Annotated in this window: 9 protein-coding genes; 3 read left to right on the plus strand and 6 right to left on the minus strand. The window is 67.2% G+C overall.

Annotation, left to right across the window (positions count from 1 at the left end):
• Window positions 1–2: 2 nt before the first annotated feature.
• From carB to pyrR, 6 genes are read right to left on the minus strand one after another with little or no spacing between them, the layout of a single operon-like run.
• Window positions 3–3350 carry a carbamoyl-phosphate synthase large subunit gene (carB, locus tag ACQY5A_RS09900; RefSeq protein ID WP_428340197.1) on the minus strand — a complete coding sequence of 1116 codons (3348 nt, stop codon included), beginning with the start codon at window positions 3348–3350 and terminating at the stop codon, window positions 3–5.
• The gene (gene carA / locus ACQY5A_RS09905; protein ID WP_428340465.1) at window positions 3350–4459 is read right to left on the minus strand and encodes a glutamine-hydrolyzing carbamoyl-phosphate synthase small subunit; all 1110 of its coding nucleotides are present in this window, start codon (window positions 4457–4459) and stop codon (window positions 3350–3352) included. The genes carB and carA overlap by 1 nt, the downstream gene beginning before the upstream one ends.
• Window positions 4460–4464: 5 nt before the next feature.
• Window positions 4465–4977 carry a transporter gene (locus ACQY5A_RS09910; protein ID WP_428340198.1) on the minus strand — a complete coding sequence of 171 codons (513 nt, stop codon included), beginning with the start codon at window positions 4975–4977 and terminating at the stop codon, window positions 4465–4467.
• Between the two features lie 46 nt (window positions 4978–5023).
• Window positions 5024–6316, minus strand: a complete 1293-nt coding sequence (locus tag ACQY5A_RS09915) for a dihydroorotase (RefSeq protein ID WP_428340199.1) — start codon at window positions 6314–6316, stop codon at window positions 5024–5026.
• Window positions 6313–7287: an aspartate carbamoyltransferase catalytic subunit gene (locus ACQY5A_RS09920; RefSeq protein WP_428340200.1), complete on the minus strand. Its 975-nt coding sequence runs from the start codon at window positions 7285–7287 to the stop codon at window positions 6313–6315. The genes ACQY5A_RS09915 and ACQY5A_RS09920 overlap by 4 nt, the downstream gene beginning before the upstream one ends.
• The gene (gene pyrR / locus ACQY5A_RS09925) at window positions 7284–7868 is read right to left on the minus strand and encodes a bifunctional pyr operon transcriptional regulator/uracil phosphoribosyltransferase PyrR (RefSeq protein ID WP_428340201.1); all 585 of its coding nucleotides are present in this window, start codon (window positions 7866–7868) and stop codon (window positions 7284–7286) included. Before pyrR ends, ACQY5A_RS09920 begins: the two co-directional genes overlap by 4 nt.
• Before the next feature lie 220 nt (window positions 7869–8088).
• Between pyrR and ACQY5A_RS09930 the strand changes: the two genes are divergently transcribed.
• Genes ACQY5A_RS09930 through ACQY5A_RS09940 form a run of 3 tightly spaced genes read left to right on the plus strand, consistent with a single transcriptional unit; the run spans window position 8089 to window position 11604 of the window.
• Window positions 8089–9849 carry a hypothetical protein gene (locus ACQY5A_RS09930; RefSeq protein ID WP_428340202.1) on the plus strand — a complete coding sequence of 587 codons (1761 nt, stop codon included), beginning with the start codon at window positions 8089–8091 and terminating at the stop codon, window positions 9847–9849.
• Between the two features lie 10 nt (window positions 9850–9859).
• Entirely contained in the window at window positions 9860–11065 is a 1206-nt protein-coding gene (locus ACQY5A_RS09935) for a serine hydrolase domain-containing protein (RefSeq protein WP_428340203.1), read from the plus strand.
• Window positions 11065–11604 carry a GNAT family N-acetyltransferase gene (locus ACQY5A_RS09940; RefSeq protein ID WP_428340204.1) on the plus strand — a complete coding sequence of 180 codons (540 nt, stop codon included), beginning with the start codon at window positions 11065–11067 and terminating at the stop codon, window positions 11602–11604. The genes ACQY5A_RS09935 and ACQY5A_RS09940 overlap by 1 nt, the downstream gene beginning before the upstream one ends.
• The last annotated feature ends 22 nt before the right edge of the window (window positions 11605–11626 follow it).

The following is an 11626-nucleotide window of genomic DNA, read 5'->3' on the forward strand; positions in this document are numbered from 1 at the left end:
GGTTACTTGCCACCGCGATTCAGCGTGCTGTGCAGCTCCTGCAGAGAGCGCACACCGATGTCGCCGCGGATGCCGGCTTCGATGCCCTGCACGGCCGCCGACACGCCCTGGACCGTCGTGACGCACGGGATGTTTACTCCGACTGCCGCCGAGCGGATCTCGTAGCCATCGATGCGCGGGCCGGAGTTTCCGTACGGCGTGTTGAACACCATGTCAACCTCGCCCGCGCGAATGGCGTCGACGGCCGACATCGAGGGCCGGCCCGGCTGCGCCTCCTCGAAGTGCTTGCGAACCTCGTCGCACGGAATCCCGTTGCGGCGCAGCATCTCCGCGGTGCCCTCGGTGGCCAGCACCCGGAAACCCAAGTCGGCCAGCCGCTTCACCGGAAACACCAGCGAACGCTTGTCCCGGTTGGCCACCGAGACGAAGATCGTCCCCGAGACCGGCAGCGACCCGTAGGCCGCGGTCTGGCTTTTCGCGAACGCGCTGCCGAAGTCGCGGTCGATGCCCATCACCTCGCCGGTCGACTTCATCTCCGGGCCCAGCAGCGGGTCGACACCGGAGCCGTCGGCGCGGCGGAACCGGTGGAACGGCAGCACCGCCTCCTTGACCGCGATCGGCGCGTCCGGTGCCGCGTTGCCGCCGTCACCGACGGCTACCAGCAGTCCTTCGTCGCGAAGTTGAGAGATCTTGGCGCCCAGCATGATCCGGGCACACGCCTTGGCGAGCGGTATCGCGGTGGCCTTGGAGACGAACGGCACGGTGCGGCTGGCCCGCGGATTGGCCTCGAGCACGTAGAGCACGTCGTCCTTCAGCGCGTACTGCACATTGAGCAGACCCACCACGCCGATGCCGTGCGCGATCGCCTCGGTCGCTTGGCGTACCTTCTCGATGTCGCTGCGGCCCAGGGTCACCGGTGGCAGCGCACACGCCGAGTCGCCGGAGTGGATGCCGGCCTCTTCGATGTGCTCCATGATGCCGCCGATGTAGACCTCGTCGCCGTCGCAGAGCGCATCGACGTCGATCTCGATGGCGTCTTCGAGGAAACGGTCCACCAGCACTGGGTGTTCGGGCGAGAGCTCTGTGGCGCGGGCGATGTAGCCCTGCAGCGTCTCGTCGTCGTAGACAATCTCCATGCCGCGCCCGCCGAGGACGTACGACGGCCTCACCAGTACCGGATATCCGATGTCGGCGGCGATCCGCCGCGCCTGCGCGAACGTGGTCGCCATTCCGTAGCGCGGCGCCGGCAGCCCCGCCACCGACAGCAGTTCACCGAACGCGCCGCGGTCCTCGGCCAGGTCGATGGCCGCGGGCGGCGTGCCGACGATGGGGACACCCGCGTCGGCGAGCCGCTGCGCCAGCCCGAGCGGGGTTTGGCCGCCGAGTTGCACGATGACACCCACCACGCCCGGCCCGCCGGCGCCGGAAAGCTGCTCGGCGTGAAAGACCTCCAGGACGTCCTCGAACGTCAACGGCTCGAAGTAGAGCCGGTCGGCGGTGTCGTAATCGGTGGAGACCGTCTCCGGGTTGCAGTTGACCATCACGGTCTCGAAGCCGACCTCCGACAGGGTCGTGGCGGCGTGCACACAGCTGTAGTCGAATTCGATGCCCTGACCGATCCGGTTCGGTCCCGAGCCCAGGATCAGCACCTTGGGTCGCTCGGTCTGGGGGGCCACCTCGGACTCCGCAGACGGGTCGAGCTCGTAGCTGCTGTAGTGGTACGGCGTCTTGGCCTCGAACTCCGCGGCGCAGGTGTCGACGGTCTTGTAGACCGGGTGGATGTTCAACCGCCCCCGCAGCGAGCGCACACCGTCCTCGCCGGCCAATTCCGGTCGCAGCGCGGCGATTTGACGATCCGACAAGCCGTTGTGCTTGCACCTTCGCAGCAGGTCGCCGTCAAGGACGGGTGCACCGGCGACCTCCTCCCGCAATGTCAGCAGCTCCGCGATCTGGGCGACGAACCACGGGTCGATCCCGGAGGCTTCGGCCACCCGGTCCACCGATGCGCCCAGCCGCAGTGCCAACTCGACGTCGTAGAGCCGGCCCTCGGTGGGTGTCAGCAGCCGCTCCAGGGCATCCTCGGCGGTACCTTCGGTGTCGGGCTTGGTCCAGAAGCCGGCGCGGGTGGTCTCCAGCGAGCGCATCACCTTGCCGAGCGCCTCGATGAAGTTGCGGCCCAACGACATCGCCTCGCCCACCGACTTCATCGTGGTGGTCAGCGTCGGGTCGGCACCGGGAAACTTCTCGAACGCGAAGCGTGGCGCTTTGACGACCACGTAGTCCAGCGTGGGCTCGAAGCAGGCCGGGGTCTCCTTGGTGATGTCGTTGAGGATCTCGTCGAGGGTGTAGCCGACCGCGAGCTTCGCGGCGATCTTGGCGATCGGGAAGCCGGTGGCCTTGGAGGCCAACGCACTTGACCGCGACACCCGGGGGTTCATCTCGATGACGACCAGCCGCCCGTCGTGCGGGTCGACGGCGAACTGGATGTTGCAGCCGCCCGTGTCGACGCCGACCTCCCGCAGGATGTCGATGCCGAGGTCGCGCATCCGCTGGTATTCCCGGTCGGTGAGCGTCATCGCCGGCGCCACCGTCACCGAGTCGCCGGTGTGCACGCCCATCGGGTCGACGTTTTCGATCGAGCATACGACGACGACGTTGTCATGGGAGTCGCGCATCAGCTCGAGCTCGAATTCCTTCCAGCCGTAGATCGATTCCTCGATCAGCACGTTGGCGCTCGGCGACGCGGCCAGCCCGGCGCCCGCCATCCGGTCGACCTCTTCGGCGGTGTGGGCCAGGCCCGAGCCCAGCCCGCCCATGGTGAACGACGGCCGGACCACCACCGGCAGGCCGAGTTCATCGACGGTGTCGCGTACCTCGTCCATGGTGAAACAGACTCGGCTACGGGCTGATTCACCGCCGACCTTGGCGACGATGTCCTTGAACATCTGCCGGTCCTCGCCGCGCTGGATGGCGTTGAAGTCGGCGCCGATCAACTCGACGCCGTGGCGCTCCAAGGCGCCGTTCTCATACAGCGCGACGGCGGTGTTGAGCGCGGTTTGACCGCCCAGGGTGGCCAGCAGGGCGTCGATCTTGTTGCCCCGCTCGGCCTGCTGGATGATCACCTTCTCCACGAAGGCAGCGGTGATGGGTTCGACGTAGGTGTGATCGGCGTATTCCGGGTCGGTCATGATCGTCGCCGGGTTGGAGTTGACCAGGCTCACCTGCAGGCCCTCGGCCCGCAGCACGCGGCAGGCCTGGGTTCCGGAGTAGTCGAATTCGCAGGCCTGTCCGATGACGATCGGCCCGGAGCCGATCACCAGGACGTGCTTGAGATCAGTCCGCCGTGGCATTACGTGCTCTCCCCTGTCATCAGGTCGACGAATTGGTCGAACAAGTACTCCGCATCGTGTGGCCCGGCCGCGGCTTCGGGGTGGTACTGCACCGAAAATGCTTTTCCGTCCACCAGTTTCACGCCCTCGACGACCCCGTCGTTGGCGCAGGTGTGGCTGACCACTGCCGCACCGAACGGAGTGTCGAACCGTTGCCCCGCCTCACCTTCGAGCGCGAACCCGTGGTTCTGGGCAGTGACCGCGACCCGTCGGGTCTCGTGGTCCATCACCGGGATGTTGATGCCCCGGTGTCCGAAGGCCATCTTGTACGTCGACAGACCCAGCGCGCGTCCCAGGATCTGATTACCGAAACAGATGCCGAACAACGGGATTCCGGCGCCGAGTACCTCGCGGGTCACCGCGACGATGTGGTCAGCGGTGGCCGGGTCCCCCGGGCCGTTGGACAGGAACACTCCGTCAGGTTTGAGTTCGGCGATCTGCTCGAACGGCACCGACGAGGGCAGCACGCGGGTGCGCACTCCACGCCGGGCGAAGTTACGCGGGGTGTTGGTCTTGATCCCGAGGTCGATCGCGGCAACGGTGAACCGTTGCGGCCCTTCGGCGTTTACGATGTAGGCGTCGGCGGAGCTGACCTGGCCGGCGAGGTCGGCACCGAGCATCGGGTGCTGGCCACGTACCCGTTCGGTCAGCTCTTCGGGCGGCGCGAGCGAGTCGCCCGAGAACACGCCCGCCTTCATCGAGCCGCGGCTGCGCAGGTGCCGGACCACCGCGCGGGTGTCGATGCCGGCGATACCCACGACCTGTTGGCGGATCAGTTCGTCCTCCAGCGTGCCGGTGGCACGCCAGTTCGATACCCGCGGCGACGGGTCGCGCACCGCGTAACCGGCGACCCAGATCTTGTCGCCGCGACTCTCCCCGTCTTCACCGTTCCAGCCGGTGTTTCCGATCTGCGGGGCCGTCGCCACCACGATCTGCCGGTGATAACTGGGATCGGTCAGCGTCTCCTGGTACCCGGACATCCCTGTGGAAAACACCGCCTCGCCCAGTGTTTCGCCGATCGCGCCGAAGGCCGCACCGCTGAATGTCCGGCCGTCGTCGAGAACCAGCATCGCCTTCACTGCGTGACTCCTTCCGGCCAGCTCTGCAGCCATCCTTTGTACTCATCCCGATTGTCGGCGCGAAACCCGGTGTCGATCTTGACGCCGGACGGTAGCCGCCATCGAATCGCCAAGATTCCGTCGCGGGCGGCGACCTTTCCGGCGATGACGTGTTCGGTGCGGATCCCGGAGATCGACTTGCTCGGAATCCAGATCGGCTGCGCGCGAACCCGTTGCACCAGAATGCCTTCGGGGTGACGAGTCAGCACCGCCTTGCTGCGGTAGCCGAGGTCGCCGGCGGTGATCCGTTGGCTCCAGGCCGGAGCCATGGTGCAGCCGACATAGACGCCAGGCGTGCTGATGACCGCCGGGCCGACCTGGGTCGGGAGCTCGGGCAGGGTGCCGAGCATTTCGGTCTGGCGTTGGGCGCGTTTTCGCCAGCCACGCATCATCATTTGGATGACGAACGCGATCACCAGCACCAGCACCGCGGCGACGATCAGCGACGCGACCAGCGTTCCGGAGTTCATATGCGCCGCTCCTCCCCGGGACCGCCCGCATCGTCGCCAGCGCGATTCAAGCCGGGCTCTTTCCGTCGCGTGCGGTGAGCTTGCCGCGCAGCAGGGTTGCCGTCACGGTGGCGGGCAGCGTCATCGTCTCGTAGGGGGTGTTGGCCGATCGGCTGGCGAACTCGGCGCCGACGACGGTCCAGGTGGCGTCCGGGTCCACGACCGTCAGGTTGGCCGGCTCCCCGATCTCCAGCGGACGGCCCTGATCGGGCAGCCCGGCGATACGGGCCGGGTTCTCGCTCATCACCCGAGCGACATCACGCCAGCTCAGCAGGCCGGGAATCACCATGGCCTGCACCACGGCCGACAATGCGGTCTGCAGACCGAGCATCCCCGGCAGCGCGGCGGCGAACTCGACGCACTTCTCGTGTTCGGCATGCGGCGCGTGATCGGTGGCCACGCAATCGATCACCCCGTCGACCAGTGCCTGCCGCAGCGCGCCCGCGTCGGCGGCCTCGCGCAGCGGCGGGTTGACCCGGTTCACCCCGTCATAGCTGGCGAGGCGACTGTCGTCGAGCAGCAGGTGATGCGGGGTTACCTCCGCGGTGATCGAAATACCCTGCGCCTTGGCCCATTTGATCAGCTCGACAGTGCCCGCGGTGGAGGCATGGCAGATGTGTACCCGGGCTCCGGCATCGCGGGCCAGCAGCGCATCACGGGCCACGATGGACTCTTCGGCCGCCCTGGGCCAGCCGGACAGCCCCAGCCACGCGGCGGTAGGACCCTCGTGCGCGACCGCACCGACGGTCAGCCGCGGCTCCTCGGCATGCTGGGCGATCAGCACACCCAGACCGGTGGCGTATTCCAGTGCACGGCGCATGATCAGCGGATCGTCGACGCATTTGCCGTCGTCGGAGAACATCCGAACCTGAGCGGCGCCGGCGGCCATCATGCCCATCTCGGTGAGCTCTCTTCCGGCCAGACCCACGGTGACAGCGCCGACCGGGTGGACATCGACCAGACCGACCTGCTGCCCGCGGTGCCAGACGTGGTCGGTGACCACCGGGCTATCGGCGACCGGGTTGGTGTTCGCCATCGCGAACACCGCCGTGAAACCGCCGAGGGCCGCTGCGGCCGAACCGGTTTCGATGTTTTCGGCGTATTCGCGGCCGGGTTCACGAAGGTGCGTGTGCAGATCGACGAACCCGGGTAGGAGGACCTGCCCGGTGGCATCGATGACGTCGGCATCGTCGGGGATATCGAGAGCGGTGCCGATGTCGGCGATCTGCCCGTCCGCAACCAGAACGTCGACCGCGTCGCCCTCGCCGTACAGCCGTACCCCGCGCAACGAAACGCTCATGCCATCACCCCTTTGCCGGCGAGACCCGTGGCGGCCGACTCGGTGCCCACCAGCACATGAAACAGCACCGCCATTCGGATGTGAACACCATTGGAAACCTGTTGCAGCACAACCGATTGCGTCGAATCGGCCACCGATGACGATATCTCCATGCCGCGTAGCATCGGCCCGGGATGCAGCACAATCGCGTGACCCGGCAGCAGCACCTGGCGTCGGTCGGACAACCCGTAGCGCACCGAGTACTCCCGGGCAGACGGAAAGAAGCCGCCGTTCATCCGTTCGGCCTGCACGCGCAGCATCAGCACGGCGTCGGCGGCCGGCAGTTCGGCGTCCAGGTCGTGCGACACCGTCACCGGCCATTCGGCGACACCGACCGGCAGCAGTGTCGGCGGCGCCACCAGCACCACCTCCGCGCCGAGGGTGGCCAGCAGGTGGACGTTGGACCGGGCGACCCGGCTGTGCAGGATGTCGCCGACGATGACGACCCGGCGATCCTCGATGCCGCCGAGCCGCTGCCGGATGGTCAGAGCGTCCAGCAGTGCCTGGGTCGGGTGCTCGTGGGTGCCGTCGCCGGCATTGATCACCGCCGGTCCCGAGTCGTCCACCGTGGACGTCCATTGCGCAAGCTGGTGTGCCGCACCGGAAGCCGGGTGCCGGATGATCAGGGCGTCGGCGCCGGCCGCACGCAGGGTCAGCGCGGTGTCCCGCAGCGATTCACCTTTACCCACCGACGATCCCGCGGCGCTGACGTTGATCACGTCCGCGCTCATCCATTTGCCCGCGACCTCGAAGGAGACCCGGGTGCGGGTGGAGTTCTCGTAGAACATCGTGATGATCGTCCGGCCGCGCAGCGTCGGCAGCTTGCGGACCTCGCGCCCGACCAGCGCCTGGGCGAAGCGGTCGGCGTCGTCGAGGATCGCGGTCGCTTCGTCGCGGGACAGATCGCCGGCGGCCAGCAGATGCCTGCTCATGGCGCCTCCTCCCGGGAGATGATCACGGCGTCACGACCGTCCTGCTCGGCCAGTTGTACATGCACGTTCTCGGTTCTGGAGGTCGGCACGTTCTTACCGACGTAGTCGGCCCGCAGCGGCAGCTCGCGATGGCCGCGGTCGACCAGCACCGCCAACTGGACCGCCCTCGGGCGGCCGACGTCGCGCAGAGCATCCAGCGCGGAGCGCACCGAGCGGCCGGAATACAGCACGTCGTCGACGAGGATCACCAGGGCGTCATCGATCCCGCCGGCCGGGATCGAGGTGTTCTCCAGCGGCCGCGGCGGCTTGGTCATCAGGTCATCGCGGTAGAGCGTGATATCCAGTCCGCCGTGCGGAACCTCGGCGCCGGAGAATTCGGCGATGTTGACCGCGAGCCGGCTGGCCAGAGTCACTCCGCGGGTAGGGATTCCCAGCAACACCACCCGAGGTGCGTCGGCACCGTCGAGGGCGGTCTTTTCGATGATCTGATGCGCAATGCGCGAAATGGTACGAGCCACATCGGCCGCCGACATCAATTCCCTAGGTCCGCTGCGGAACGCGGCGTCACCCACGGCACCCATTCGAGATCCTGACCTCCTTCTCCGCCTCTCTGGACGGATCGTTAAAGGATGTCGACTGCCGGGCAGCGTAGCATTCGCGGCTCACCCTGGGAAAATGACAGGCGCACATTCAACCTCAGAATCATCGACACAGCCAACAGCCTTCCCCCAGGAATGCTCGGTAGCCTCATCCGCGTTCCAACGAGTCACGGCTGCCCAGCCTGTGGCAGTGTTTCCGCCGATGACGACCGTCAAGTGGACCAGCGGTCGCCGCGGCGGATTCGCGGCGTTCGCCCTCTATTTACTCGTGGCCGTAGTCGTCACGCTGGGCGCCTGGCGAGGCCCGACGTCCGGCTGGGCCGGCGGCTGCTGCGATCAGGAACAGGCGATCTGGTACCTCGGTTGGACCCCGCACGCGCTGGGGCATGGCCTCAATCCGTTCTTCACGACCCAGATCGGTGCGCCCGCCGGGGTGAACGTGATGTGGAGCCCCTCGATGCCGCTGCTCGGGATTCTCGGCTGGCTCCCAGCAAAGATCGGCGGTCCGCTCTTCGGGTTCAACGTCCTTGTAGTCGTGGGCATTTCGCTCAGCGGACTCGCGGCGTGGCTGGCGATCCGCCGCTGGAGCGGTGACGGCTTCAGCCCGATCATCGGCGGCGCGGTGTACGCCTTCTCCCCCTATGTCGTCTCGCACGCGGCGCTGCATCTGAATCTGGCCACAGCCTGGGTCCCGCCGCTGCTGGTGATCGCGATCGACGAGATTCTTGTGACGCGCCGCCGACCGCCATGGCAACCGGGGGTGGCGCTGGGGGTCCTCGCCGCCGCTCAACTGCTGATCAGCGAGGAAGTGCTCGCGACCAGCGTGGTGGCGGCCGGAATCTTGGTCGCCGTCATGGCTGTCGCCCGCCGTGACGGGCAGATCCGCCACATCGCCGTCACCCGTGTGGTCCCGGCGTGTGCGGCGGCCGCCGCGGCATTCCTGCTACTCGCAGGCTGGCCATTGGCCGCGCAGTTCTTCGGGCCGCAACGAATCAGCCGGCAGGTGCAGGATCCGGCGACCTTCTCGACAGACCTGCTGAACCTCGTTTTGCCGACCCGCCATCAGCTGATCGCGCCCGCAGCGGCGACTCGGATCTCCGACGAGTTCAGCGGCTTATCCCACGAGGCGACCGGGTATCTCGGCCTGCCGCTGCTCGTCCTCCTGGTCGTGGTGACCGTCCGCCGCTGGGACGATCTGCGGATCCGCGTCGCCAGCGTCACCGGGGTATTGATCCTCGTGCTGTCGTTGGGGCCGTGGCTTCACATCGGCGACGTCGGGCTGCATATCCCGCTTCCGTGGCTGGTGTTCGGGAAACTGCCGCTGCTCGAGCACGTGCTGCCGGGCCGTTTCACCGTCTTCGTCTGGTTGGCGGTGGCCGTTGTCGTCGCGGTCGTCATCGCTGGGGCGACCCGCCTCGCCCCGCGACCGGCAGCGCAATGGATGCTGGCGGTGAGCGCGTCACTGATTGTGCTGCTTCCGGCTCCGCTGGCCCGGGCACCCTTCGCGACGCCGGCCTTTTTCCGCACCTGGGCAAGCCACCACATCGGACCCGCCGAAACAGTGCTCGTCGCACCGTATTTCGTCAATGGAGGCGAGGCCGCGCCGATGGTGTGGGCCGCGGTGGCCGACTACGGCCTGCGGATGCCTGAGGCCTACGCGTACGTGCCGCAACCCGACGGCGGGACCTATTCTGGGCCGCCACAATCGCAGCTCACCTTCACCATGTTCGTGATCCAGCAGCGCGGCGCCCGGCTGGTGGCGCGCGGCGCGGTACGGGCGCAGATCGCGGCCGACCTCAAAGACACTGACGTGCGCCACGTGATCGTCGGACCTACCGAGCACTGGCGGGAGCTGCTTGCCTTCTTCACCGACCTGTTCGGCCGGGCACCCGAGCTGGTCGACGAGGTCGCGATCTGGCGTGACATCAACGTCCGGGAAATCGCCGCCACACCCGCCCACTAGCCTGAATCGGGTGAACCTCGACGGCAATCAGGCCTCCATTCGCGAGGCCTGCGACGCAGGCCTGCTCGCCGGCGCGGTGACAATGGTGTGGCAGCACGGAAAAGTGTTGCAGGTCAACGAAATCGGCGACCGCGACGTTGACGCTCGATTGCCCATGCAGCGCGACACGGTGTTTCGTATCGCCTCGATGACCAAGCCGGTCACCGTCGCCGCCGCGATGAGCCTGGTCGACGAGGGCAAACTGACGCTGCGCGACCCGATCGTGCGCTGGCTGCCGGAATTCGCCGATGTGCGAGTCCTCGACGACCCGACCGGGCCGCTGCACCGGAGGCATCCGGTCGAACGGGCGATTCTGGTGGAGGATCTGCTCACCCATACCAGTGGCCTCGGATACGGGTTCTCGGTCGGCGGCCCGATCTCGCGGGCCTACATGCGACTGCCTTTCGGGCAGGGTCCCGACGCGTGGGTGGCCGCGCTAGCCGACTTGCCGCTGGTGCATCAACCGGGTGAGCGAATGACCTACGGCCACTCCAGTGACGTGGTCGGTGTGCTGGCCTCGCGGGTCGCAGGTAAGCCGTTCCGCGAAGTACTCGACGAGCGAATCCTGCACCCGCTGGGCATGATTGATACCGGCTTCCACGTAACCCCGGAGGGCCGCCGTCGAGCCGCGACCATGTACCGGCTGGACGAAAAGAATCAACTTCAGCACGATGTGATGGGCCAGCCGCACGTCGCTCCGCCGGCGTTCAGCAACGCGGGCGGTGGACTGTACTCCACTGCGGACGACTACTTGCGATTCATCGAAATGCTGCTCAGCGACGGGACTCTCGACGGCGTGCGGGTGCTCTCACCGGAATCGGCACGGCTGATGCGCACCGACCGGCTCAGCGTCGAACACAAGCGTCATCCGTTTCTCGGCGCACCATTCTGGATCGGACGTGGCTTCGGGCTCAACCTGTCGGTGGTGACCGACCCGGCGAAGTCGATGCCGTTGTTCGGGCCCGGCGGTGTGGGAACGTTCAGTTGGCCCGGCGCCTACGGGACCTGGTGGCAGGCCGACCCGGCTGCCAACCTGATTCTGCTGTACCTGATCCAGAACATGCCCGCGCTGACCGCCGATGCGGCTGCGGCTGTCGCGGGTAACACGTCGCGCGCGAAACTACAAGCGGTACAACCGAAATTCGTGCGCCGGACCTACCGGGCGCTCGGGCTGTAATGGCCGAGTTCACTCCCGAGCGCATCGAGGGACCGCGGCTGCTGTTACGCATGCCGGCGATCGACGACGCCGGCCCGCTCTTTCAGCGCGTCGCCCGCGATCCTCAGGTCACCAAATACCTGCTGTGGACACCGCACCCCGACATGGCGGTCACCCAACGAGTGATCGCCGAACGAATGAATGTCGACGCACACCTACGGACCTGGGTGATGGCGTTGCAGCACAGCGGCGAGATCGTCGGGATGATCAGTTGCGGCCGCCCACTGAGCTATGCCGCCGAGGTCGGGTACTGCGTCGGTCGACGTTGGTGGGGCAAAGGATTGATGTCCGAGGCGCTCGGCATGCTGCTGAACACGCTGCAAGCCGACCCCGACGTCTACCGGGTCTGGGCGACCTGCCATGTGGACAACGAGCGGTCCACGCGCCTGCTGGAGCGTGCCGGGTTCACCCGTGAAGGTCGACTCGCGCGTCATTGCGTCTATCCCAACCTCGGGACCGAGCCACTCGACAGCCTGTTGTTCGCCAGGGCGATGCGCTAGACCATCGCGATGGCATTGCTGA

Origin of the sequence: Mycobacterium sp. (assembly GCF_965277065.1) — a bacterium.
Lineage (GTDB): Bacteria > Actinomycetota > Actinomycetes > Mycobacteriales > Mycobacteriaceae > Mycobacterium.

What these genes read in the sequence shown, in the direction of transcription:
- carB (WP_428340197.1), bottom strand. Translation starts at nt 3,350, where the DNA reads ATGCCACGGCGGACTGATCTCAAGCACGTCCTGGTGATCGGCTCCGGG.
- carA (WP_428340465.1), bottom strand. Translation starts at nt 4,459, where the DNA reads ATGCTGGTTCTCGACGACGGCCGGACATTCAGCGGTGCGGCCTTCGGC.
- ACQY5A_RS09910 (WP_428340198.1), bottom strand. Translation starts at nt 4,977, where the DNA reads ATGAACTCCGGAACGCTGGTCGCGTCGCTGATCGTCGCCGCGGTGCTG.
- ACQY5A_RS09915 (WP_428340199.1), bottom strand. Translation starts at nt 6,316, where the DNA reads ATGAGCGTTTCGTTGCGCGGGGTACGGCTGTACGGCGAGGGCGACGCG.
- ACQY5A_RS09920 (WP_428340200.1), bottom strand. Translation starts at nt 7,287, where the DNA reads ATGAGCAGGCATCTGCTGGCCGCCGGCGATCTGTCCCGCGACGAAGCG.
- pyrR (WP_428340201.1), bottom strand. Translation starts at nt 7,868, where the DNA reads ATGGGTGCCGTGGGTGACGCCGCGTTCCGCAGCGGACCTAGGGAATTG.
- ACQY5A_RS09930 (WP_428340202.1), top strand. Translation starts at nt 8,089, where the DNA reads ATGACGACCGTCAAGTGGACCAGCGGTCGCCGCGGCGGATTCGCGGCG.
- ACQY5A_RS09940 (WP_428340204.1), top strand. Translation starts at nt 11,065, where the DNA reads ATGGCCGAGTTCACTCCCGAGCGCATCGAGGGACCGCGGCTGCTGTTA.